This window comes from Curtobacterium sp. MCLR17_051, assembly GCF_003234395.1.
Taxonomy (GTDB): Bacteria; Actinomycetota; Actinomycetes; order Actinomycetales; family Microbacteriaceae; genus Curtobacterium; species Curtobacterium flaccumfaciens.
In genome coordinates, this window is record NZ_QKTA01000006.1 from 60,309 (window position 1) to 83,948 (window position 23,640).

Genomic DNA, 23,640 nt, shown 5'->3' on the forward strand with positions numbered 1-23,640 from the left:
CCTCCCGACCCCGGGCCAGGGCGGTGCCGGCGGCCCGCTCAGCGGCAGCGGCGACGGCGGCGCACTCGGGGGCCCGGCCGGCGGCCTCGGTGAGCCCGGCGGGGAGCCCGGCTCGACCAGCGCCCCGATGCCGTCCGGCCTGGCCGACGGCGCCTACGTGGCGAAGATCGTCATCGCCGTCGACGGCCCCGCCGGCAGCGGCAAGTCGAGCGTCTCCCGTGCGGCCGCCCGCGCCCTGGGCTACGGCTACCAGGACACCGGCGCCGCCTACCGTGCACTCGCGTGGCACGCCCTGCAGCAGCGGGTCGACCTCGACGACGCCGCGGCGGTCCTGGCGAGCTGGGACACCTTCGACTACGCCATCGGCACCGACCCCGACGACTACTACGTCAAGGTGGGGGAGACCGACGTGACCGAGGCCATCCGCACCCCCGACGTCACCGGCGCGGTCGCCCACATCGCGAAGCTCCCGGACGTCCGGAAGCGCCTGGTCCAGCTGTTCCGCAACGTCATGCGGAAGACCGACGCCCCGGGCATCATCACCGAGGGCCGGGACATCACCACGGTCGTCGCACCCGATGCCGAGGTCCGGATCCTGCTGACGGCCGACGAGTCCGTTAGAATGGCCCGACGCTCGGCAGAGGTCACGACCCAGTCGGCCGCCGAGACCTCCGCAGCACTCGCTCGTCGCGACGCGGCGGACGCGAAGGTCGTCGACTTCATGAACGCCGCCGACGGTGTCACGACGCTCGACTCCACCGACCTCGACTTCGACCAGACCGTGCAGGCGGTCGTCGACCTGGCCCGCGCGGCCACGCACTGACGCACGACCGGACGGCCTCGGCCGCCTGGTCACACCACGGCCGGACCCCCGGCCCCGGCCGGCAACGGCCACCGACACCGCGGCCCCGGCCGCTCGCGAGGAACCCAAGATGGCTCAGCTGGACAACCCGGACAACGACGACTTCCCCCGGTACGACGACGCCCTCGGCGAGCGGCTCGCCGGACTCGACGAGGCCGAGGCCGAGCAGCGCGCGACCGCGCTCCGCGCCGGACTCGAGGAGTACGACCTCGAGGACGAGGACCTCGCCCTGCTCGAGGCCGGTCAGGTCGGCGAGGACGGCGTCCACTACCTGCCCGCCTACCCGGTGCTCGCGATCGTCGGCCGCCCGAACGTCGGCAAGTCCGCGCTCGTGAACCGCATCCTCGGTCGTCGCGAGGCCGTCGTGCAGGACGTCCCCGGCGTCACCCGCGACCGTGTCAGCTACAAGGCCGACTGGAACGACAAGCGCTTCACGCTCGTCGACACCGGCGGCTGGGAGCCCGGCGCCGAGGGCATCAACGCCTCCGTCGCCGCGCAGGCCGAGGTCGCGATCGACCTCGCCGACGCCGTGCTGTTCGTCGTGGACGTCACGGTCGGCATCACCGCCACCGACGAGCACGTCGTCAAGATGCTCCGCGGCACCAACCGCCCCGTCATCGTCGTCGCGAACAAGGCCGACGACGAGCGCCGTGAACTCGACGCCTACGAACTCTGGAACCTGGGTCTCGGCGAGCCGCACCCGGTGTCGGCCCTGCACGGCCGTGGCGTCGCGGACCTGCTCGACCTGATCATCAAGACGCTGCCCGACACCTCGGCCGTCGCCAAGCAGGAGGTCGGCGGCCCCCGCCGCGTGGCCATCCTCGGCCGCCCGAACGTCGGCAAGAGCTCGCTGCTCAACAAGGCCGCCGGTGAAGAGCGGGTCGTCGTGAACGACATCGCCGGCACCACCCGTGACCCGGTGGACGAGCAGATCGAGCTCGGCGGCAAGGTGTGGCGCTTCGTCGACACCGCCGGCATCCGGAAGCGCGTCCACATGCAGCAGGGGGCCGACTTCTACGCGTCGCTCCGCACCACCGCCGCGCTCGAGAAGGCCGAGGTCGCCGTCGTCGTCCTCGACGTCACCGAGCCGGTCTCCGTGCAGGACCTCCGCATCATCGACCTCGTCCTCGAGTCCGGCCGTGCCCTCGTGCTGGCCTACAACAAGTGGGACCTGCTCGACGACGAGCGCCGCCGCTACCTGGAGCGCGAGATCGAGCAGGACCTGGCGCACGTCGCCTGGGCCCCGCGCGTGAACATCTCGGCCCGCACCGGCCGCCACCTCGAGAAGCTCGTGCCGGCGCTCGAGACCGCCCTCGAGTCGTGGGACACCCGCATCCCGACCGGCAAGGTCAACGCATTCATCGCCGAGCTCGTGCAGGAACACCCCCACCCCGTGCGCGGCGGCAAGCAGCCCCGCATCCTGTTCGGGACCCAGGCGTCGAGCCAGCCGCCGACGTTCGTGCTCTTCACGTCGGCGTTCCTCGACCCGCAGTACCGACGCTTCATCACGCGTCGCCTCCGCGAGGTCTGGGGCTTCTCCGGCACGCCGATCAACGTCAACATGCGGGTGCGCGAGCGCCGGAAGCGCTGAGCCCTCCCGCCCGTCACGCAGAACGCGCCTCGATCCGTCGGGGCGCGTTCTGCGTTCGCGTTCGGCCTGGAGGCCCGGGGCCGGTCCGGCGCGCCGGTGCGGCATCATGGGGGCGTGGGTACCGGGCCGTGGGCAGCGGACCGACGTCGGCTCGCCCTGGTGGGTGTCCTCGTCGGTGTGGTCGTCGTGGGGTCGGTGTCCCTGTGGACGATCTCGCACGCACCGGACGACGGCGACTCGGTCACCCGTGCCGACTCCGTGCCCTCCGAGCCGGCGCAGTCGCCCGACGTCCGACTGCCGCCGTCCAACGGCCTCGAGGAACCGATCGAGCCCGAACCCGTCCGTCCGGTCGACGGTTCGCCCATCGACCCGTGGTGGCGCCGCGTCCCGCCGGTCTCCGGTGACATCGTCGGCATCGGGGCTGCGGCCTCCGGGCACGTGCGGATCGCCGGGAACACGGATGACGAGACCCTCGCGGTGCAGATCGACCACCTGGAGACCGGCGGGGACGGCCCGGTCGACGTCGTGCTGTCCGCGGGGACGGTGCGCGGTGGCTCGAAGCCGGTGTGGACACCCGCCGGGGAGTCCTACGACCTGTTCCAGGCCGCCGGGGTCGAACAGGGGCTGACCGTCGTGCTCAGCGACCCGTGGTCACTGCCCGACGAGGTCCGCTCCCTGGTCCTGCTGGACGCCGACACCGGGACCGTGCTGGGCGGCGCGGCACTCGTCCCGTCGGACTGAGTGGGGCCGGGGTGAGGCTGGGCGGGGTTGGGGTGCGCTGCGCCGACGTAGAACGACGGTGTCGTGGTCGTCCGAAGTCGACAGTGTCGTTCCGCATCGGTGCTCGTGGCTGTGCCGCGTCTGCTGTCGGCCTCGGGATGGGGCACGATGTACTGGTGACGCAGCAGAACGACGGACTCGGTGTGCTCGCCGACCGCGTGTGGTGCCGTCTGCGGCTCGACCGGTTGGCCGGAGGTCGGCAGGCCGGGTACGTGATCCGCGAGGACATGCTCGAACACCCCGACACCGTCCGCTCGTTCCGGTGGATCCGGTGGCTGCTCGTCGCGGAGACGGTCGTCGGACTCACCGCCATCGTGGTCGCCGTGCTGCTGACCCGCGCGGGGGAGTCCCTGTCGTGGGCGGTGTGGTTCCGCTCCACCGTGGTGCTGCTCATCACCCTGACGCTCTACGTGTTCGCCTGGCGGGCGCAGCTCGGGTACTACTGGGCGTACCAGCGGCTGCGGTTGTTCAGCCGGATCTTCCCGATCGTGACGCTGATCGTCGCGGCGATCCCCGGGCTCTACCCGTTCTGGATGGTCATCGAGCAGATCCTGTTCTCGGTGCTCATGGTCGGCATCGGCGACGTGCTGACGAGCGACCACATGCGGGCCACGTTCCCGAAGCCCGCGCGGCGGTAGGGCTCCGGCGGGCGGTGGACCGGCTCCGCGACAGAACACGAGTCGATCGACGCGTGGAGTGTCGCAAAACAGATGTGGGGGCGGCGCGAGCGGGCTACGCGACCGTGGCCAGGGCGAACGGGAGCACGGCGGAGGCCCCGGCGCGCCGGAGCTCCCGGCCGGCGACGGTCATCGTCCACCGGCTGTCGACCAGGTCGTCCACGAGCAGCACCGGGCCCTCGTGTGCCTGCAGGGCGGCGGCGAGCGACGGATCGACCACGAAGGTGTCCCACACGCCGGACAGTCGGTAGGCGCTGTTCGTCGCACCGTCGCCACGAGGGGTCCCGCCGGCACGGCCGAGCGTGCCGAGGAACTGCAGCCGCCCGATGGTGGACAGCGCCTGGGCGAGGGACCCCACGAGCTCGGGCCGTGACCGCGAGGACATCGCCACGACGCCGGTCGGCCGGGTCTCCCACGGCCAGTCCTTGAGCGCCCGGACACAGCCGTCGACGAGCTCCCGCGAGATCGGGGCATCGGGGGTGGACGTCGAGAACAGCGCACGCAGGGGACCGCCCCAGCCGAGGTCGGTCAGTCGCGCCACCGCACGGCCGGGCTGCACGAGCTCGTCCGGGCCGATCTTGCCCCGCACCGAGACCCCGAGCGACGACATCCCCGAGGGCCACTGGGCACGCGGAGCGATCTCGACGCCGACCTTGTCGAGCGCGGCCGCCGCCCCGGACGAGTCGGTGTCGGACACGGCGATGGGGAACCAGGCGCCGGCGCAGTTGTCGCACCGGCCGCAGGGCTCGGCCGAGGGGTCGTCGAGGTCCTGCTGCAGCAGCTGCATGCGGCAGGCAGAGGTGGACTCGTAGTCGAGCATCGACGCGGCCTCGGCAGCGCGGGCCGCTGCGACCCGCTCGTACCGGGGCGCGTCGTACTCCCACGGCTGCCCGGTCGACACCCAGCCCCCGGTGACACGTCCGACGGCGCCGTCGACGTCGAGCACCTTGAGCAGGAGTTCGAGGGTGGAACGCTTGATGTCGACCAGGCCCTCGAGCGCCACGGTCGACATCGCGGTGTCGGTGGACAGGGCGCCGAGCACGGCAGCGGCACGGGCCTCGGTCGGCATCGAGGCGCTGGCGAAGTACTGCCAGATCTCACGGTCCTCACGCCCGGGCAGGAGCAGGACGTCGGCGTTGTCGGTCGCACGACCCGCACGACCGATCTGCTGGTAGTAGGCGACGGGCGACGAGGGAGCCCCGACGTGCACGACGAAGCCGAGGTCGGGCTTGTCGAACCCCATGCCGAGCGCGCTCGTGGCGACCAGGGCCTTCAGCTCGTTGCCCTTGAGCTGCTGCTCGAGCTGTTCGCGCTCGTCGGTGTCGGTGCGCCCCGTGTAGGCACGGACGGCGTACCCGTTGTCGCGCAGCAGCCGGGCGATGTCCTCGGCTGCCGAGACGGTCAGCGTGTAGATGATGCCGCTGCCGGGCAGGTCGCCGAGGTGCGCGAGGAGCCAGCCGAGCCGCTGCCGGGCATCGGGCAGTGTCAGCACGCCGAGGCGCAGGGACTTGCGAGCCAGGGACCCGCGGATCGTGAACACCGGGTCGGCCGGGCCGGCGGTGAGCTGCTCGGCGACGTCCTCGACCACGCGCTCGTTCGCCGTCGCGGTGGTGGCCAGGACGGGGACGCCGTGGGGGAGCGACCGGATGAGCTCGGCCAGTCGGCGGTAGTCCGGCCGGAAGTCGTGGCCCCAGTCCGAGATGCAGTGCGCTTCGTCGACCACCAGCATGCCCATCCGGGCGATCAGGGTCGGCATCTGCTCGTCGCGGAACTTCGGGTTGTTCAGGCGCTCGGGGGAGACGAGGAGCACGTCGACCTCGTCACGGGCGAGTGCCGCCTGGGTCTCGCCCCACTCGTGGGCGTTCGCGGAGTTGATCGACACTGCACGGACACCGGCCCGCGCGGCGGCGGCGACCTGGTCGCGCATCAGGGCGAGCAGCGGCGACACCAGCACCGTCGGGCCGCCCCCGCGTCGGCGCAGCAGCAGCGTCGCGAGGAAGTACACCGCGGACTTGCCCCACCCGGTGCGCTGCACGACCAGGGCGCGCTGCCGGTGCTCGACCAGCGCCGAGATGGCCTCGAGCTGGCCGGGGTGGAACACCGCGTCGGGGCGCCCCGTGAGCGCAGCGAGCGCCTGCTGCGCCTCGGCGGCGATGTCCGCAGAGGGGGACACGGAAGACGACGCGGTGGACCCGACACCAAGACCAGACATGCCCCCATGCTGTCAGGAGCAACCGACGAAACCCGACCCGCGCCTCCAGGCTGTGGACAACCGGACCAACCGGGCCCTACTGGTAGGTGACCAACGACGGCGTCGGCTGCACGTCCCGCATCGTCTGCGCGGGCGTCAGCATGGGCGTGTCCTCGTCGTAGAAGTTCTTCCAGCCCCAGTGCAGCCCCTCCGGCGCGCCCTGGTGCAGTGCCTTCCACGTCGCCTGCTTGTCCGGCTGCGACCCCTGCCCGTCGACGTGCACGAGCATGTCGAGCTCCGGGTGGGTCTGCAGTGCGGAGCGGTCCTGGATCATCGACAGCCGGAACTGGTGCAGCACCAGGGCCTTCGGCGGCAGCCCCTCGTCGCGCACGAGCGCAGCCAGCCACGAGGACACCTCGTTCACCTCGGACGCCGAGACACTCCCGATCTGCTTGAGCGGCACCTGGTCCTTCGTCAGCCGCCACTCCGGGTCGAGCGCCAGCCAGACGCCGGGCTTCTTGAGCAGCGACTCGTACTTCTTGGCCTGCGACAGGAAGTCCGACCGCCCAGGCTGCAGATCGATGATGACCGGCATGTCCGCCTCGTGCGCGGCGTCGACGTAGGGCTCGAGCGCGGACACCGGCAGCTCCGTCGAGTAGTCGCCGTCGGCTCCGGCGTCCCCCGCGGCGACGGTCGCGATGACCTCCATCGCGGGCGTCACGAGCTCGTCGGACTCGGCCCGGTACGGCTTCGCGACCTGCTCGGCACGCTGCACGGTCTCCTTCGGCCCCTGCTCGCCGAGCACGCCCAGCGCCGGCGCCCCGGGAGCCCCGTACAACGCGACGTACCGGTGCCCGTCGAAGGGCCGCTGGCCGCCGTTCCGCAGCTGGAACCCGCCCTCGGCCGCCCGGACCGTCCACTCCGGGTCCGGCAGGGCGTCGAACGCCGCGCCGACCAGGACGGTCGGGTGCTTCGTCCGCTCGTGCAGCGCCGTCACCACGTCGGGTGCGGCAGCCGGGTCCGTCACGCCCTCCGGCATGGTCACGACGCGCGCGCCAGCGGCCTTCGCGGTCGCCACGGCAGCAGCGTCCGCACTCGCGTCCGCCACCACCACGGTCGCCTGCCGGGAGGCCCGGGTCGACTCCGGCGCGTCACCGCCGTCCGGCGCCTGCCGCTGTTCGACGTCCGTGTCGACCGACACGTCGCCCTCGGCCTGGTACCAGTCGGCACCGAGCCGGTCGAGCTCGCGGGCGACGGCAGCGCTCGTGTCCTTGGCCGTCAGCAGCACCGGGACGTGGGCGCTCGCCGCAGCCTTCGCCGCGTCGCGGATCCCGTCGGTGTCGCCGGCCCGGGCGACGACCGCTCCGGGAGCACTCGCGAACAGGGCCTTGCTGACGCGGACCGAGCGGGCTGCGGCGTCCGCAGCGTCGGCCACCGTGACGGTGTCGGCCGAGGCCTTCACCAGGGTCGGGCGGCTCGTGTCCGGTCCGCTCGACGTGCACCCGGCGGCTCCGAGCAGCAGCCCGGAGACCGCGATCGCGATCAGGAGACGAGGGGTGCAACGAGAACGCATCGAGCCACCATACGAGCCAGGCGGAGAGGTCCCTGGGAATCCGACGGGTGTCGTCTCGTAGAAGGGAGGCATGCCCCACCACCCCGACGACCGCCCGCTCATCGGACCGGTCCGGTCGCCCGAGGTGCACTGCATGACGCTCAACGTGCGTCGCCGCGTGCCGCGACAGCGGACCCACCCCGACGCCTGGGAGCGTCGCCGCGACGCCGTGCTCGCGCTCGTCACGTCCGAAGCGCCCACCGTCCTCGCCGTCCAGGAGGCCCTGCCCGCGCAGGCAGACGAACTCACCGCCGGCCTGGGGTCGGGTTGGGAGCCCGTCCTGGCCGGACGGGGAGCGCGCGGCGGTGGTGAACAGGTCGGCCTGTTCCTCGACCGCTCCCGCCTCGACGTCGTCGAGCGCCGCACCTGGGCGCTCTCCCGCACACCCCACCGCCCCGGCTCGCGGTCGTGGGCGACGTCCTTCCCCCGGCACGCCGTCGGAGCCGTCGTCGACGACCGCGAGACCGGCGTCCGGTTCCTGGCGATCGCCACCCACCTCGACGTCGCCTCGTCGTGGGCCCGACTCCGGTCCGCCGAACTGCTCGGCCGGATCGTCCGGCAGCGCGGCCTGCCCGCCGTGGTCATGGCCGACTGGAACAGCCCCGCCGGTTCCGCACCATGGCGAGCCCTGGCGGAGGCGGGGGTCGAGGACAGCTGGGGGCGGGCCTCCAGGCAGGTGGGTGAGCCCTACGGGTCGTACCCGCACTACGGGAGTCCGCGTGTTGGTGGCCGGCGGATCGACGGGGTGCTCGTGACCTCCGAGGCAGAGGTGGACCGCGTCGCGGTCGACGTGCGGCGGCCGGGCGGCGTCTGGCCGTCCGACCACGCCGCCGTGCACGCGGTCGTGCGGTGGGCGTCGTGATCGCCACGCTCGGACCGACGTTCCTGCGGCCGCGGTTCCTGGTGGCCGACGTGGTGCGGGCGCTGACGCTCGTGAGCGTCGTCGTGGCGACTGTCGGGTGGGGCGGGACGGCGTTCCCGGTCATGGCGCTGGCGCTGCTCGGTGTCGTGGTGCCGCGGATGCTCGGGCTGCGGCCGGCCTTCGACGTGGCGGTGTGCGTGCTCGTGCTCCTCGCCGGGTGGTCGAGCGTGCTCGAGTGGTACACGACGGTCTTCCTGTGGGACAAGTTCATGCACGTCGTGCTGACGGGGCTGCTCGCGGCGGTGCTCTACGTCATCGGTGCCGACCTGCGCGCTGTGCCGGCCCCGCACGCCGAGCGCCGGGTGGTCGTCGCGGTGCTCGCGCTGTGTGCGGGACTCGCGGTCGGAGCCGTGTGGGAGATGGGGGAGTGGCTCGGGCACAACTTCGTCGACTCGAAGATCTTCGTCGGGTACGACGACACGATCGGCGACCTGGCTGCGGACGGGTCCGGCGGGTTGCTCGTCGGGCTCGGGTTGCCGTGGTTGGCGGCGCGGCGCGAGGTGGTGCGGCCGGGCTGAGTGTGTCGTTCGGGTCGCGTTGCTCCGACTCGCCGTGGCACGGAGGGGGTCTGACGTCCGCTATGCTGGACCGGTCGCTCGCGCTCCGGTCGGACGCGGGCGAGGATCCTCCGGGATCCTGAGTTCTCCGGAACTCGCGGGCTGTGGCGCAGCTTGGTAGCGCACTTGACTGGGGGTCAAGGGGTCGCAGGTTCAAATCCTGTCAGCCCGACCGAAACGTGTCTGACACGACGACAGAAGCCCACCGAGGATCTCGGTGGGCTTCTGTCATTCCGGCGGGTGTCGTTGGGTCGTCCGCATAGCGCTCCCTCATTGCGACGATGAGCGGACCACCTATGTGCGACACGAGTCTTCTCGCGGATCGTCCAGTTGTGAGCAGCTTTGCTCGGTGTCGTCCTTTTCGCAGCGCTAGATGTCGTGATGGCGTCCCGCATGCGCGCCGCGTTGCCGCTCGAGGAGGGTCGTCCATCCAGGCCCGGGTGGCGGAACGGCCACGTCGAGCTCGCTCAGCGCGCTCGAAGTCATGACCAGTCCCGCGAGCTGATTCTCGGCCGGTCTAACCTCGCCGAGTGAAAGCGTCCCTGCGCCCAACTAGTCCGGGTCGTACTGCATGCCGCGGGGCATCGTATGCATCGAGTACGTGGTCTTGTGAGAGCGACCTGCTCGATACTGTTCGGCGTAACCGCGGTAGTGCCGATCAGCTGGTGACTTCGCGGTGAACGAATCAATCAACTGCCATTCCACAACGCCTCGGGCCGGCACCTCCACAGGCAGGTCCGGGCCCACGTACTGCGCGCGCTGCTCCCGACCACCCCTCTCCGCTTGCTCTCGGTTCGTCATCTGCATCAGCTTCAACGAAGTCGAGACTCCCTGCTCGGGTTCGAGGAGGCCGGCGTCGTAGACCGTCACCGCACTCGCTCCTGAATTGGAGATCGTCAAGGTGAACTCGACGGTGGCGTCACCCCGTTTCACGAGTGTCTCCTCGTCAAAGTCGAACTGGGTAGCACGAACGAGGCCGACCTTGATCCGGCCTCGCCGCCAGATGGCGGCGCCAATCTGCCAAGCGAGGGACACAACCGACAGCCCAAGAGCCGCGATTGCGACCCAGGTCACTCCCGAAATCATGACTGTGCGGCTCGCCGCCCTGGTGGACGCTCGCGCTCATGGCGAGTGCTACCGGGCGCAGCTCCGCGCGCCTTGTCGATGTACAGCGTCCCTGCCCAGATGAGCACGATGCACGTGATGACGTTGAGGAGAGTGAGGGCCCCACCAACGAGGACGAGCGTCAGCCCAAAGCCGGTCAGGTCCCCTGAGAAGTCTGTGATCTGCACGGCGCAAGCCTATGAGCAGGCCGCGCAGCGATTGCGAGGAGTAGGGCATCATCACCAATCGGCATCGGCTCGTTCGCTTCGTCTGGTGTCGCCCTAGCTTGTTCGGGACTCATCGTCGGGGACGTCGCGCGAACCACTGTCGTCGTGAGGTTGCCGTCGAGGCTGCCGACGGGCGCTCTGCAAGCGCCTGTTCATAGGCACCAAGCCAGACCACGGCGCGAGCGCGGTTCCGGTTGCCGATCACCGCACGCTTCACTGACGGCAATGCCAGCGCTACGGCCACCGCGGCCAGCACGACACACACGATCGCGAATGCAGCAGTTCCAACCCACCCAGACCCAAGGTTTGCTGTTGCACTCCCGGAGGTCGGGACCCGGGAGAGCATGATGGCGAGGATTGTGACGGCGGCCGCTTCGAGAGCGAGGACCAGCGTTGCCTCCTGGTCCGCAGCTTGCGACCGCAATTCGGCGAGGACCAGCAGCTGCACAGCGTCATCGTCGCTGACGAACGCGTCCAGCTCGTTCCGGGTGACGATGATGTGTTCGTGCAGGTGCCGCGAAACATCCGGCCGATCCTTGAGTGCCGTCCGCTTGCTCATCCGGCATCACTTGGCTGCAGGAGGCGGATGCGCCGGTACAGGGTCGCTCGGGACATGCCGAGGTCGCGGGCGACTTGGGACGCCGACTCGCCGGCGTCGAGGAGCCGGATAGCGGCGCGGACCTGACTGTCAGTGAACACTGCGCGTCGGCCTCCGAGGTCCTGGCCGGCGTTGCGGCGTTTGGTAACGGAGTCGCGGACCCGTTCGCGCTTGATCTCGAGCTCCATCTGCGCGAGGGCCGCCATGACGGAGAACACCATGGACCCCATCGGCGTTGCCGTGTCGACGTCGCCGCCACCGAGGTTCAGCACGCGAAGCCCCGCGTTCCGGTCACGGAGCTGCGCGGCGAAGCTGAGCATGTCGATCGTTGACCTGCCGAGCCGATCGAGTGTGGTGACGACCAATGTGTCACCGTCGTGCAGCGCGTCGAGCGCCCGGTCGAACGCGGGGCGCGACGCACGAGCCCCGGATACACCATGGTCGACGTACAGGTCATCCCTGCGCACTCCCGCGGCAAGCAGATCCTGTTGTTGCCGATCAATGTCCTGCTGCCGGGTCGACACGCGCGCGTACCCGATCAGCTTCACCACCATGCAGCAACTGTCGCACAACCAACCTTCATGACAGCGATCATGGCCCACACTTGCGACACATAGTTGCGAGACTCATCGTCCCACAGACTCTCGCGGAACTCGCTCGCACGATCTCGCCGCCGACGAGACGTCTCGCAACCGCAGCGATGTGAGACGTCTTGTCGGGGCGCCATCGCCATCCTCGACGTGATGCGAATCGTCAATCAGCCCACGATCCATAGCGCCAATTCTTGTCAGCCGAAGCCACTCAGCAGCTGTGTCGGCGTGCACACGGTTAGACGGCGAACCTCAACGAGGAGGCCGAGAACGCCCGCCACGCGCCCAAGGCACGAGCGTTCCTACGATGAGCATGACAGCGCCGACGAAAACGAAAATGACTCCGGCGACCACATTCGCTTGACTCACGAGGAGTGCAAGACCGACCAGGAGAAGGACACTCCCGGTCACAAGGCTGTAACGCCCCCTCTTCTGATCGTTAGTCATATCGGTGACGCTACTCCGATCCAATGGACCCCCACCAGGTGATGCGGGTTGAGAGCGGCGCGGAAAGACGCCTCACCCGACGGGCGAGACGTCTTTCCTAGGAGGCTCCTCGTCAGAAGGTCTGACAAGGCGGCACGTAGCCGGCCTTCCACCGAGCGCCGGTCTCGCGATCCCTCGCGATCTGAGCATCGCAAGCGACGGTATCCGTGTACACCTCGTAGCAACTGTCGAGAACGCCGGCCGCACCGACTACAGCTCCGACGCCACCGAGCGCCAGCCCAACAATCCCAGACCCGCATTCAAGACGCTTCAACACTCGACTCGATGCGGCTCCGCTTGGATCGATCCCGTTGATGGGGTCGGCGGCGGCGTAGGCGTAGCGGTTGCCGTTGGAGGGGTCGAGGGGGCTGTCGAGGGTGTCTTGCTGGGTCCAGGAGCCCCAGTACGGGTCGTACCAGCGCTGTCCGAACTTCACGAGCCCGGTGTGGGTGTCCTCGATGCCAGCCTTGAACCCGAACGGGTTAGCTGCGAGTCCGTCGCCCCCACCGTCGTACGCGACGGTGCTGGTGCCGTACGGGTCGTAGTCCACATCGAACGCGGCAGCATCGTCGACGAGGGTGCCCCAAATGTTCCCGGAGCCGTCGTACTGGTACTGCCCGAGGACGTTCGACGGGGTGGACAGGGCGATGGGCTGCCCAGTCTTGGCGTCGTTGACGATGTTCGACCGGTCACCGTTGGTGGTGGAGCTGGTCAGCGTCGGGTTGCCGTTCTGGTCAGCACGGCCGTACTGGAAGGTGCGGTTGTCGCCGCCCGGTGTGGCGATGGACAGGACCGACTTCTGGTCGGCGCCGGCGTACGTGTAGTTCGTCGTCGACGACCCGTTGTACACAGCCTTGGTCATCTGCTCGGCACCGTTATAGGTGAACGCGTAGTCGGGCAAGGCGGTGAGGTTGCCGGCGCCGTCGTAGCTGAATCCGGCGGTGGTGATCTGGTTCGCCGCGTTGTAGGTCAACGTCTGGTTCGTGGTGACGGTGCCGTCGCTCTTGGTGAACTTCGTGCTTGTGCGGTTGCCGCGGATGTCGTAGCCGAACTCCCACGTTCCCGGGGTCGCTTTCCCGCTGCCGGTGGTGACGGTCTTCGTGACCCGGCCACGGGTGTCGTACGTGTACGCGGTGCTCTGCCCGGACTCGAAGTCGGTCACCCACTGGATCTTTGACCGGTCATTCGTGGTCGTAGTGCCGCAGTTCGGCGAGGTGCTGCCGGCGTCGTAGCAGTAGACCAGGTCGTAGAGCCGCTGCCCGGACCCAATCCAGCCCTGGATCTCCTGGACCCGGCCGTTGGTGTCGTAGTCGGTGTGGGTGTGGCTGGCCCAGCTGCTGTTATCGGCGTTCGAGTCGACGTACGTGTCCGTGCGGCGGCCGTTGGGGTCGGTGACGAAGTTGATCGTCTCGGTCGGCTTGTTCGGCGCCGGCGTCGTGGTCGAGGTCAGCACGCCAGAGTCGTCGTACGTCGACGTGATGACGCCGTCCTGGTCCGTGTACGAGGTCTGGTTCCCGGCCTTGTCGTACGCGTAGGTGATGGTGCTGATCCCGGACGGGCTCGCGGAGTTACCCGTGGTGAGGAGATTCCCGAGCTGGTCGTACGTGTTCGTCACCGTCCCCGAACCCGATGCCTGGGTGAGCAGGCGTCCGGCGTTGTCGTACGTGTTCGTGACCGTCGGCGTGCCGTCCGAGAACGAGGTCGTCAGGACCCGGTCGTCACCGTCATACGTGTACGACGTCGTCCGAGGGGCACCAGCGACGACAACACCGTCCGTGGCGGACGCGATGCGACCAAGGGCGTCGTACGTGTACGCACGAGCGCCGAGGCTCGTCCCGGTGACGGGGGTGATCCCGGTGAGCTGCTTGTTCGTGTAGCTGTACGAGGTCTTGTTCGTGCCGTTGCCCGGCGCGGTCGCGGTCACGACCTGCCCGGCCGTGTAGGTCAACGTCGACGTCGCAGCGGTGGCACCCGTGCCGGTGCTGCTGGTCAGCTGGTTCCCAACCCCGTCGTACGTGAGGTTCGACGTGTTGCCGGCATCGTCGGTAGTGGACGCCGGTGAATACGCCGTCGCCGCGGGAGACGCGTTGTAGCTCAGCGACTGCGACGCGCCCCCGCTCGAGGCGACCTTCGTCAGCGACTGGCTGCTGTTCGCCCCATACGTCGCGGTCGTCGTAGACGCCGACGAACCGGACCCGATCGTAGACGTCGTCGGCTGCAGGTTCGCACCGTTGTACGTCTTGGATCGCACCCGGCCGGCAGCGTCAGTGACGCTGTTCACAAGCTTCTGCGACGAGTTGATGCTGTAGGTGGTGTGCGGCACCGACGCCACCGCGGTCGCGGTGTCCGTGTTCGGGCTCGCGACCAGGGTCGACGTCGCCGACGCGTAGCTCAGCCGCGTCGTCGACGCACCGCCAGCGCCCGCAGTCGTGTTGGACTGCACGACCTGGGACACCTTGTGCGTGGTTCCCGAGTAGCTGATCGTCGTCGTCGCACCCGTCGGACTGGTGATCCCCGTCAGATCGTTCCCGGAGTACGAGAACGTGGTGGCCTTCCCCGCACCATCAACGTAGGACGTGAGGTTGCCGTTGGTGTCCTTCACCCACTTCACCGACCGGGCAGACGATCCACTGCCCTGCGTCACCGTGTACGTGCGGGTCGTCGCGTCGTAGGCACCGATCGCGGTCTTCGCCGCCGTGGTACCGGCTGTGCTGACGATCGAGGTCGGCACACTCGCAGTGTTCGCGATCGCGACCGTGTTCCCGTTCCGATCCGCGACCGAGACGGGAACACCGTTCACGTTGGACGTGATGACCTGCCCCGTCGCGGAATCGGTCATCGTGTACGTCGGGTTCGTCGTGGCAGACGCGACCAGCTTGCGGAGGAACCCGGCCGGCGCGGTGAACGTCGTCGACGTCGCCGACGGGAAGTTCCACGTCGCACCGTCAGCGTCCGTGTACACGACCGCCCCTGATACGCCGGCGGAGAACGACCCGGCACCAGCGATCCCGGTCGACCAGCGGACAGCCTGCGCCGTGTTCGCGTTCGCGGTCTGCCACCCCAACGAGTTGTACGTCTGCGTGATCGCGTTCGTGCCGGACACTCCGGGCAGGGCGAGACCAGCTGTGGTGACCTCGAGGTTTCCGGTTGCAACGTCGACGGCGACGCCGACCTGATCGGAAACCGCGAACGGGAGTGAGGTCGCGGACGGCCGGGACCCGGTCAGCCCGGTCGTGGTCGGACCGGTCGGAATCGCGGCATGGGCTGCCTGCGCGACACCTCCCACGAGCGCGACGGTGACGACACCGACCAGTGCGGTCTTGATGGCAAAGGACGTTCCTGACGCCTGACGGCGTGGAGTACGAAGCACGAAGTTCCCCTAGAACTGGCTAACGCGATGATGCGGTGATAGAGCTCGGGTGCCAGAAGGCAGCCGCTCGAAAGGCGTCAAACGCCCACACCGCCCGTCGACGATGACGTCGGCTCAGATGAGGGTTAGTCGAAACCTAGCCATCGGCTGTGAGCTTCTGGCATCCCCCAAACAGGGGTACTAGCTCACGATCCGCTCGATCCACCCCGACACCGAGCGCCGCGAGAACGCCGACACAGAACGAAGCTGCTCACAGGTGCGGTCGCCGACCCAACGTCGTTCGTCTCACTTGTCGATTGGCTATCGAGACGCCTTGATGCGAGCGCCGGCGAAGACGGGCCAGTGGGTTGGCGTCTGTAGGTCTGCAAGATATCCAGCGAGACACTGGGGTACTCGACACACAACGCCCGCGCCAGCTCGACCAACTCGGGACTGCCTGGCCCTGTGATCGAAAGCAGCAGGCAGCGTAGCGGTGCTCCACGGCACACTTGAGGCCATGAGGCAGGACGACATCGATGAGGAGCTCTTCCCGCTCGGGGCTCCTGACCGCCGCAGGCACTCGATCCAGGCTTCAGCAGGCTGGCAGGATCTAGCAGTCACGCTGACGTTATTCGGTCTGAGCCTGCCGATGCTCGTTGTCGGTTGGTTCGGCGTCGTGCTCTCGATGTTCGCCTTCGACGCGTGCAGTGCCGGGGGGTGCAACTACACCGCCGGATCGGTCGCCTACATTGGCTTCCCAATCGCGGCCGTCGTCAGCACAGTGGTTTGGGCGTCGGTTGCTGAACGCCGTCGGCGTGCCCATCGTCGCGCGTGGATGTCTGGAGCAGGGGCGATCCTCACCATCGTCGCCCTCTTTGCCCTCGCTGCGACCGTCGTCCATTTTGCAGCACAGCCGGATTGAGCTGTCCGGTCAGGCTGCCGGCGGCGTGCATCGGGTGGCCGGCTAACGTCTCATTGGCCGATCGCGTTGCGAGACGAGGCGGACTCGGGAAGTCGGCGGATCCTCGCGCTATGAACGCTCTACTCATCGGGTACGCTCGCGTCTCAACCTACGAACAGGACCTCACCGCCCAGCGCGTCGCGCTGGAACGGCTTGGAGTCCTCCCGCCCAACATCCACACCGATCATGGCCTAACTGGCACGAACAGATCACGACCAGGGCTGCGCGAAGCGCTTGCCTCCTGTCGTGACGGGGACACACTCGTCATCGCCAAGCTCGACCGGCTCGCACGAAGCCTCCGTGATGCGAAGGACATCGTCGACGAACTCACCGCCAAAAACGTCAAGCTCAACATCGGCGGCTCCGTCCACGACCCGAACGACCCCATCGGCCGACTGCTGTTCAACGTCCTCGCGATGGTGGCCGAGTTCGAGTCCGACCTCATCCGCGCCCGAACGCGCGAAGGAATGCAGATCGCGAAAGCGAAAGGCCACCTCCGCGGCCGGCAACCCAAACTCAGCCCCGCGCAACAACGCCACCTCCTCGAGGTCCACGAAGCTGGCACGCATTCGGTCGCCGAACTAGCCGAGCTGTTCGGCATCGGACGCGCAACCGTCTACCGCTGCGTCAACCGACAAGCGCACCCCAACCGCTAAATCCTCAGCTCCGCGCTCAGACGTAGGCGTCCGAGAGCGGAGCCCCACCCGGGACCAGAACCATCGAGGGTCCCCGCCTGGCGGCTTCGAGCAAGCACGTCCGTTGAACGACCGGCTTACGGGTCGGCCGCTGCCAGCTGATCACCTGGCTCACCGCCGTGCCGTCTCGACAGGCGGCAGCCGCCGTTTGGGGGTCGGACTGGTTGACTCAGGGGGCGAAGTTCACCCACCCCAGAGCAAGGATCTGCGCCAGTGCTTGAAGCCAAGAAGCCGAAGACCGCCATCGCCTTCGGGCTGTTCTTCGTCCTGTTCGGAATCGCAGAGATGATCTTCAGCCCCGCGGATGCTGCGGGGAAGATCATCTTCGCGGTAGTCCTGATAGTCCCCGGGTTGCTGTTCATCGCGGCCGGCGCACGGGCATTGACGCGCGGAGATCACTCCTAGCGACTCAGCACGCGGCGCCTCTCTGGAGGTTGAAGACCTGCCGGTCCGCTGAAGGGATCGTTCACTGGGCCACTCCCATCCGGCCGCCAGCGATCCTCGCTGACGCGTCGGAGGTCGCTCATAGGGTCAAGGTGTGGAACATCTCAAGAAGGATCTCGGGCAGTTGAAGAAGGGGGCGACGGTCGTCGTCACCCTGCGCCAGCAGGCGAACGTCCTGCTGATGGACTCGTCGAACTACCGCACCTATGCGGCGAGCCGAGGTGGACGCTTCCGATACGCCGGAGGACTCATCAAAAGGAGCCCTGCAAGACTCACGGTGCCGTCCAACGGGCACTGGTATCTCGCTATCGACCTTGGCGGTGCGAAAGGTCGCATCAACGCGACAGTCGCGGTAGAGCCGCCTCCTCGCGGGAATCTGCCCGAGTACCGATCGGCACCGGAACGAGGCGTCTCGGGGCAGGTCTCCGTCCGTCGTCCGCTTCCGCCTGAATCGGATGCGGACTTCGACGGGCGCACCTGGGACGTCTTCCTTTCGCATGCCAGCGAAGATAAGGCCGATGTCGCGCTCCCTCTCGCGCAGGCTCTTCAAGACCGGGGGGTCTCGGTGTGGCTTGACAAGGCGGAGTTGCGCATCGGCGACAGCCTTCGACGTCGTATCGACCGCGGGCTACGCAGCAGTCGCTTCGCGGCGGTCGTGTTCAGCGACGCTTACTTCTCAAAGGGCTGGCCGCAGTACGAGCTCGACGGCATCGTCACCCTCACCGTTGGCGGGCAGCAGAACCTGTTGCCTGTCTGGCACAACGTCGACCATGCCGCTATCTCGGCGCACAGCCCGTCCCTCGCTGACAAATTTGCTCGATCAACCAGTGACACTCCCATTGACGAGATTGCGGCGGAGATTGCCGACCTCGTGATCGAGGCTCGAGAAGCACAGCAGCCGTGAGAGATGGCTCAATGAGGAGCGGGGTTCGGTAGCTGATCGGCTACCGGACGGTCCGAGCGGCGGCCCACTCACGATCGAGCATGGCGTATTGGTAACCGTCGACCCACCCGAGGATGGCGTGCCAGGAGTCCTCGACGCCGTGCTGCTCGCGTCGCATGCCGTTCTTTTCGAGTACGCGGGCAGAGGCGATGTTGTCGGCGTTACAGCTGGCGGTGACGCGTCTGAGTCGGAGCACGTCGAACGCCGCGGTCAGGAGGCCGCGTGCCAGGTCAGTTCCCAGTCCCTGTCCGGCGAGGTCGGGTTGCAGCATGTAGCCGATGACCCCTTCCGTCGCCAGCGGCATACCGGGTTGTCCCAGGCCGTCGACGACGTCGAGGAAGCCCAGGCCAGCGAGCTGGCCGTCCAGTTCCGCGATGCAGGAGAAGTCGGTGTCGATGTCGGGGATGCTGGCCCACTCTTGGGCGTAAGCGTCCGGATCGACGTGGGTGCGGAGCATGAACCGGTTGACGACGGGGTTGTTCCGCAGCGCGACGAGCTGGTCTGCATCCTCGGGTCGAGGATCACGGAGGAGGAGAGCCCCGCTCTGAGCGGGCCACGGAGAAGTGCGCACCCCGTCATCCTCCCAAGACTCAGGTTTGGTGACCGATCGGCTACCGGACAGCATCAGTGCTCAGCGGCCGTAGGCAAGAAGGCTTCCCAAAGGAGCTCGCCGTCGACCAGAGCGCTCGTGGGTGCAAGCCCGGTCCGTCGCGCCACGTGCATCGAGGCGGTGTGATCGGGATGGATGAAAGCCCTGATGTGTCGGACGTCGATCGAACGCAACCACGTCACGACGGTTGCTGCTGCCTCGACGGCGATCCCTCGACCCTGTTCCTCTGGCGTCACCAGCCAGGCGAGGTCCGCCACGAGGCCGTCCTCCTTGCGCTCGAGGGTGGCCTGCACGAATCCGATCGCCGGTCCGCCGCAGGCAGGACGGACGATCCAGTTCAGCCAACCCGCGCTGCCGTCCTCGGACCGGCCCTGGGATTGGCGGCGGTACCGTGCGCCCAGTTCGTCCAGGGTTGGTGGCTCGCCGCAAGTGAACCGGTAGAGCTCTGGTGGAGCCAGGGCGGTCAGCATCTCGGCTGCGTGGTCAACGGCAAGCGGTTCCAGGGCGAGACGATCCGAATCCAGGGGATCAGCCTGTGGCCACGACATGACCCGAGCCTCGCAGATCGCGAACGGCATGGGGTCTCCCGCAAAACATCCACAGTGACCACGGCCTGACTCCGCACCTGATCACGAGAGCGGCTGTCGCCGGATCCACACGGTCACCCCGAGGTGAGCGATGCTGGTCGCAGCGAGACAGACCATGGCCCACCCGACGACGCTGTGCCCGGTGGCGAGCCAGAAGATCCCGAAGGCGAGGACGAGGGCGACCAGGAGCGCACCGACCAGGAGCAGCAGCAGGCTGGTCACGGGGGTGGCGTTCAAGGTGAGCTGCACGTCACGCACCCAGGCCGGGGTCCGCACGCGATGCACGAGGATCGCGACCGTACCCGCCAGGACTGCGATGCTCGCTGCGAGCAGACCTGCTTCAGCCATGGCGAGATGGTACCGGCGAAGGTGCATGCTTCGGCTGGTCTGCGGCCTCGAACGCCCCGGCTGACGCTGACAAGATGAGTTCGTGCAGATCGAAGAAGTGGACGAGCGGCACTACGGCAGCGAAGGCGAGCGCGACACGTTCGTCGTGCACTTCTTCCATGCTCCGAGGGGCGAGACGGTTGCGACTGGGACGCCACGAGTTGGTCGGTCAGTGTGATCCGCGTCACCGACGCGACGTACCGTGCGGCGTTTGCAGAGGCCCGGCGGATCGCTGCAGGCGAGGTGTTGCCGACACTGTTCTCGGTGTCCCTCGAGACCGCGGAGCCGAGTGGTCCTGGGATCCTGCGACTGTTCGGCACCGACCTCAACATGGAGGGACTCGAGCTCGAGCCCGATTCACACGCGGCGAAACGGGAGATGTTCGCCGAGTTCTTCAGCCGCGACCGTTCTGCGCACGCGTGATCGGGGATCTGGAGCGCAACAGCTGACGGACTGGAGGCCCGGTGCCAGCTGGCACCGTGCCTCCAGTCCGTCACGTGCCGCGCGCGATGAGCTTCTCGTGTTGTAGCTGCAGTCGACGTCCACATCGCTGTGCAACGCGCTCACTGTGGGTGACGATCACGAACTTGGTTCCCGCTTGCTGCAGCCGGTCGAAGAGGGCGAGCACGTCGTCTTCGGTCGTCTCGTCCAGTGCGCCGGTGGGCTCATCGGCGAGGACGACGGCAGGGCGCTTCGCGATGGCTCGAGCGATCGCGACGCGCTGCGCTTCTCCTCCTGACAGTCGTCGTGGGCGCTTGCCAGCGAGGTGACTGATGCCGACCGCCTCAAGGGCGTCATGCGCTCGGTCGGCGGAGTCAGCGCGAGCAGGAACTCCGAGCCGGACGTTGTCGAGCACGCTGCGGTCGCCGAGCAGGCTGTGGTCCTGGGTGACGATGCCGATGTGTCGGAGTCGGTGCGCCGCCATCCTCCGTGCGGTGCGCTCGAGCACGTGCCCGTCGTGCTCGTAGGTCCCGCCGAAGTCGGTGTCGAGGCCGGCGAGGATCCGGAGCAGTGTGCTCTTGCCGGATCCGCTGCGCCCGGTGATGGCTACTGAGCGATCGTTTTCGCGAAGGTCGAAGTCGAGTCGGTCGAACAGTGCTCGGGTCGATCCGTCGGGCTCGGTGATGGTCTTGGAGACGTCGCGCAGCACGATCATCGTGGGGTACCTCTTCGGCGTTGGGTGGTCAGTTCGATGCGGACGGCTCGTCGACCGAGTGCGCCGTCTGCCACACACCAGAGGAGCAGGGCGGTGCCGGCTCCGAGTCGTGCCATCGCACTGTCGTTGGGGAGCAGCGCGCTGGACGTGAGGAACAGCCCGAGCGCGGCGGTGTACTCGGTCAGGCGGCTTGCGCGGAACAGTCGGTTCGTGGCATCCGGGCTTCTCCCGAGGAGATGGTGGACCCGCGCCACTGGCGCTCGACGGTTGTGCAGGAGCCGGTGGAGGAACGCCGTGATGATGCCCACGCTCGCGGTGAGGACGACGAGCAGCGCGGTGACGAGCGCCACGTTGTCCTGGACGAGCTGGCGGACGAGGGAGAGCTGCACGAGGTAGCTCGGGACTCCGAGCAATGTATACGACCGGAAGCCGGTGTCGTCCCCGATCGCGTCGAGACGCGCGACGACGCCTCCGAAATCGAGGCTGTGATCGACGGCGAGGTCGGCGTTGAGCACCTGGAACACCAGGCGTCCGAACAGCTCGGGATCCACCCGGTCGAGCGCTGCTCGGTCGAGTCCGGCGAGTGTCGGCGGGTAGGGCACGATGACGGTGTCGTCGAGGTAGTGGTTGGGCTCACCGCGGAAGTACATGGCACTGTCCGGCTCGAGGAAACCGACGACCTCGAGCTCCTGCTCCTGCAGGATGACCGCTCCGGTGAATCGCTCTCCGAGCTCGTACACGCCGCGGTACTCGTTGCCGAGCAGCACCGGGATCCGGCCGGATCCCCAGTCGACGCCGTCCCACTCGATCGGCTTGCCATCCTGCACGGAGAGCCCCGCGAACTCGTACGCGGTCTCGTTGAGCTGGATGGACTTGATGTCCTGGACGCTCCGTCCGGACTCGTCCTGGTACTTCCCGTTGAGCGTGTACTCGGTCCCGTAACCGACGTCGAAGCGGTCGTCGCCGCGGAAGTCCTGGACGGTGACGGGCTGGTCGTACGAGGAGATGAAGTCGAATCCGGGCTGGTCGTCGATGCGGTCGGCGAACGAGGCGACTGCGTCGAGCGCGTGCTCGTCCCGCCGGATCGTTTCGAAAGCATCCGGGCCGAGATCGTCGACCACCGTGTAGAGGTCGACGTCGGCATCAGCGGACAGGCCCTGGGCCACGGCCTGCGATGTGGACTGAGTGAACGACGCCACGTTGTACCAACAGAGTGCGAGCAGCACGAGCAGGACGATCTTGGCGACGATGATCGTCCAGTTGGACCGGAGGTCGTTCAGCAGTTCCATCGCCGGGTTCCCTGCAAGAACGAAGCGACGGACACGGCGAGCACGACGGTTCCGACCGCGACGACCGCAGGGGTGATGTCAACGTCGAGGATGGTGGTCTGCCTGACGACTGCCGCGCCCGCGAGGGCGGTCGTACTAGCGGCGATGCTGATCACGCCGACTCGGATGGCGGCGCTGCGCAGGGTGGTCAGCGGTCGGATCCCGGTGGTGAAGCGGACGGCGGCGGCGCGGAGTTCCCATCGTCCGGCCTGAAGACCTGCGACCACGGCGATGAGCATGATGACGAGCGCGCCGAGCGCGACCAAGACCGGCGACACGGCGTCGACGTTCGTCCTGCGGTTCGTGCCGTCGTCGATGATCTCGATGCTCCTGCCGGGGAACTCTGCGCTGTAGTGGCGGACGCTGTGCGGGCCGTCCAGGAGTAGCCGCTGTGGTGACGCTGAAAACCGCGACGGATCAGCGAGGACCACATCGTCGGACAGCAGACTGTCGGCTCTGACGCCGAGACGTCCCACCACGTTGTACGGCTTGCTATCGACCGCGATGTCGTTGCCGCGGACGGCAACGTCAGCGCCGGCGAGGGCTTCGCCGGGGCGCCCGGTCAGTGCGTGTCCGTCATGCAGCGGGACGTCTGTCCACCGGCCGGACAGGATCGCAACGGCGCGGACGCCATCCTCGAGTTCCACGAACACCTTGGTTCCCGGTTCGAACGCGCTCCGCGCACGCTCGAAGTCGTCGAGCGTCGCGGTCACCCACGCGCTCTCGCCCGTGCGGAGGTCATTCCCCTCCGCGGCGATGACACGCCGGCGAGCGTCGAACACCCCGATCAAGACCGTCAACAGCATGGCCAGCAGGAGCAGGCCCGCGATTGCCGTGATCTGTTGCTTCGTCACGTCTTCTCCTCAGGCAGCAGCAGGTGTGCTGACGGTAGCCGTTAACATGTCAGACGTAGAACGATCTGTCGAGCGGGCGTGACCTCCGTCGCAACCGTCCTGCGGACGCATGATCGCGGATCTGCAGCG

Annotated in this window: 24 protein-coding genes and 1 tRNA gene; 13 read left to right on the top strand and 12 right to left on the bottom strand. The window is 68.1% G+C overall.

All coding sequences use genetic code 11. The annotated features are described in order from the left end of the window. Positions 1 to 127: 127 nt before the first annotated feature. From cmk to DEJ06_RS07350, 4 genes are all read left to right on the top strand, one after another. Positions 128 to 823, top strand: a complete 696-nt coding sequence (cmk, locus tag DEJ06_RS07335; RefSeq protein WP_111038957.1) for a (d)CMP kinase — start codon at positions 128 to 130, stop codon at positions 821 to 823. A 109-nt stretch (positions 824 to 932) separates the two neighbouring features. Then, a complete protein-coding gene (gene der / locus DEJ06_RS07340; protein WP_111038882.1) occupies positions 933 to 2,453 on the top strand; it encodes a ribosome biogenesis GTPase Der in 1,521 nt (506 codons plus the stop codon). Positions 2,454 to 2,567: 114 nt separating this feature from the next. Continuing rightward, on the top strand, positions 2,568 to 3,194 hold the full coding sequence (locus DEJ06_RS07345; protein ID WP_146245809.1) for a hypothetical protein: 627 nt from the start codon (positions 2,568 to 2,570) through the stop codon (positions 3,192 to 3,194). Between the two features lie 155 nt (positions 3,195 to 3,349). Further along, entirely contained in the window at positions 3,350 to 3,871 is a 522-nt protein-coding gene (locus DEJ06_RS07350) for a hypothetical protein (protein WP_111038884.1), read from the top strand. A 94-nt stretch (positions 3,872 to 3,965) separates the two neighbouring features. On the opposite strand, the gene DEJ06_RS07355 is transcribed toward DEJ06_RS07350, so the two are convergent. After that, on the bottom strand, positions 3,966 to 6,122 hold the full coding sequence (locus tag DEJ06_RS07355; protein ID WP_220036497.1) for an ATP-dependent DNA helicase RecQ: 2,157 nt from the start codon (positions 6,120 to 6,122) through the stop codon (positions 3,966 to 3,968). A gap of 76 nt (positions 6,123 to 6,198) precedes the next feature. Further along, positions 6,199 to 7,674 (bottom strand): hypothetical protein, encoded by a 1,476-nt coding sequence (locus DEJ06_RS07360; RefSeq protein ID WP_111038885.1) that lies wholly within the window; start codon positions 7,672 to 7,674, stop codon positions 6,199 to 6,201. Between the two features lie 70 nt (positions 7,675 to 7,744). Here DEJ06_RS07360 and DEJ06_RS07365 point away from each other — a divergent pair, with 70 nt between their 5' ends. From DEJ06_RS07365 to DEJ06_RS07375, 3 genes are all read left to right on the top strand, one after another. Then, positions 7,745 to 8,575, top strand: coding sequence for an endonuclease/exonuclease/phosphatase family protein (locus DEJ06_RS07365; protein WP_111038886.1), 831 nt, complete (start codon positions 7,745 to 7,747; stop codon positions 8,573 to 8,575). Beyond that, positions 8,572 to 9,153: a hypothetical protein gene (locus DEJ06_RS07370; RefSeq protein ID WP_128781346.1), complete on the top strand. Its 582-nt coding sequence runs from the start codon at positions 8,572 to 8,574 to the stop codon at positions 9,151 to 9,153. Before DEJ06_RS07365 ends, DEJ06_RS07370 begins: the two co-directional genes overlap by 4 nt. A 137-nt stretch (positions 9,154 to 9,290) precedes the next feature. Beyond that, positions 9,291 to 9,364 (top strand) — tRNA-Pro (locus DEJ06_RS07375). A gap of 380 nt (positions 9,365 to 9,744) precedes the next feature. Here DEJ06_RS07375 and DEJ06_RS07380 read toward each other — a convergent pair. The 4 genes from DEJ06_RS07380 to DEJ06_RS07390 form a co-directional block, all read right to left on the bottom strand. Beyond that, positions 9,745 to 10,266: a hypothetical protein gene (locus DEJ06_RS07380; RefSeq protein WP_111038888.1), complete on the bottom strand. Its 522-nt coding sequence runs from the start codon at positions 10,264 to 10,266 to the stop codon at positions 9,745 to 9,747. Positions 10,267 to 10,593: 327 nt separating this feature from the next. Further along, the gene (locus DEJ06_RS18030) at positions 10,594 to 11,082 is read right to left on the bottom strand and encodes a hypothetical protein (RefSeq protein WP_146245810.1); all 489 of its coding nucleotides are present in this window, start codon (positions 11,080 to 11,082) and stop codon (positions 10,594 to 10,596) included. Then, complete coding sequence (locus tag DEJ06_RS07385) at positions 11,079 to 11,672, bottom strand: recombinase family protein (protein WP_111038959.1); 594 nt, start codon at positions 11,670 to 11,672, stop codon at positions 11,079 to 11,081. Before DEJ06_RS07385 ends, DEJ06_RS18030 begins: the two co-directional genes overlap by 4 nt. A gap of 598 nt (positions 11,673 to 12,270) precedes the next feature. Further along, the gene (locus DEJ06_RS07390) at positions 12,271 to 14,928 is read right to left on the bottom strand and encodes an RHS repeat domain-containing protein (protein ID WP_181436790.1); all 2,658 of its coding nucleotides are present in this window, start codon (positions 14,926 to 14,928) and stop codon (positions 12,271 to 12,273) included. Between DEJ06_RS07390 and DEJ06_RS18215 the strand changes: the two genes are divergently transcribed. The 5 genes from DEJ06_RS18215 (at position 14,906) to DEJ06_RS07410 (ending at position 18,550) form a co-directional block, all read left to right on the top strand. After that, positions 14,906 to 15,373, top strand: a complete 468-nt coding sequence (locus DEJ06_RS18215) for a hypothetical protein (protein WP_181436789.1) — start codon at positions 14,906 to 14,908, stop codon at positions 15,371 to 15,373. The two genes, DEJ06_RS07390 and DEJ06_RS18215, sit on opposite strands and share 23 nt — an antisense overlap. Before the next feature lie 690 nt (positions 15,374 to 16,063). Then, positions 16,064 to 16,468, top strand: a complete 405-nt coding sequence (locus DEJ06_RS07395) for a hypothetical protein (RefSeq protein WP_146245812.1) — start codon at positions 16,064 to 16,066, stop codon at positions 16,466 to 16,468. Between the two features lie 110 nt (positions 16,469 to 16,578). Then, positions 16,579 to 17,163, top strand: a complete 585-nt coding sequence (locus tag DEJ06_RS07400) for a recombinase family protein (RefSeq protein WP_083295199.1) — start codon at positions 16,579 to 16,581, stop codon at positions 17,161 to 17,163. A gap of 252 nt (positions 17,164 to 17,415) precedes the next feature. Further along, a complete protein-coding gene (locus DEJ06_RS07405) occupies positions 17,416 to 17,607 on the top strand; it encodes a hypothetical protein (RefSeq protein WP_111038891.1) in 192 nt (63 codons plus the stop codon). Between the two features lie 133 nt (positions 17,608 to 17,740). Then, entirely contained in the window at positions 17,741 to 18,550 is an 810-nt protein-coding gene (locus DEJ06_RS07410) for a DUF1883 domain-containing protein (protein ID WP_111038892.1), read from the top strand. Between the two features lie 40 nt (positions 18,551 to 18,590). Here DEJ06_RS07410 and DEJ06_RS07415 read toward each other — a convergent pair whose 3' ends face one another. From DEJ06_RS07415 to DEJ06_RS07425, 3 genes are read right to left on the bottom strand one after another with little or no spacing between them, the layout of a single operon-like run. Continuing rightward, complete coding sequence (locus DEJ06_RS07415) at positions 18,591 to 19,160, bottom strand: GNAT family N-acetyltransferase (protein ID WP_111038893.1); 570 nt, start codon at positions 19,158 to 19,160, stop codon at positions 18,591 to 18,593. Positions 19,161 to 19,213: 53 nt separating this feature from the next. Beyond that, positions 19,214 to 19,777: a GNAT family N-acetyltransferase gene (locus DEJ06_RS07420; protein ID WP_258372444.1), complete on the bottom strand. Its 564-nt coding sequence runs from the start codon at positions 19,775 to 19,777 to the stop codon at positions 19,214 to 19,216. 51 nt (positions 19,778 to 19,828) lie between these two features. After that, positions 19,829 to 20,134 (bottom strand): hypothetical protein, encoded by a 306-nt coding sequence (locus DEJ06_RS07425; RefSeq protein ID WP_111038894.1) that lies wholly within the window; start codon positions 20,132 to 20,134, stop codon positions 19,829 to 19,831. Between the two features lie 303 nt (positions 20,135 to 20,437). On the opposite strand from DEJ06_RS07425, the gene DEJ06_RS18220 reads away from it, so the two are divergent. After that, positions 20,438 to 20,596 carry a hypothetical protein gene (locus DEJ06_RS18220; protein WP_181436788.1) on the top strand — a complete coding sequence of 53 codons (159 nt, stop codon included), beginning with the start codon at positions 20,438 to 20,440 and terminating at the stop codon, positions 20,594 to 20,596. Between the two features lie 70 nt (positions 20,597 to 20,666). On the opposite strand, the gene DEJ06_RS07435 is transcribed toward DEJ06_RS18220, so the two are convergent. From DEJ06_RS07435 to DEJ06_RS07445, 3 genes are read right to left on the bottom strand one after another with little or no spacing between them, the layout of a single operon-like run. Further along, complete coding sequence (locus DEJ06_RS07435) at positions 20,667 to 21,329, bottom strand: ABC transporter ATP-binding protein (RefSeq protein WP_111038896.1); 663 nt, start codon at positions 21,327 to 21,329, stop codon at positions 20,667 to 20,669. Further along, on the bottom strand, positions 21,326 to 22,618 hold the full coding sequence (locus DEJ06_RS07440) for a hypothetical protein (RefSeq protein ID WP_111038897.1): 1,293 nt from the start codon (positions 22,616 to 22,618) through the stop codon (positions 21,326 to 21,328). The genes DEJ06_RS07435 and DEJ06_RS07440 overlap by 4 nt, the downstream gene beginning before the upstream one ends. Next, positions 22,606 to 23,511, bottom strand: a complete 906-nt coding sequence (locus tag DEJ06_RS07445) for a hypothetical protein (RefSeq protein ID WP_111038898.1) — start codon at positions 23,509 to 23,511, stop codon at positions 22,606 to 22,608. The genes DEJ06_RS07440 and DEJ06_RS07445 overlap by 13 nt, the downstream gene beginning before the upstream one ends. Between the last annotated feature and the right edge of the window lie 129 nt (positions 23,512 to 23,640).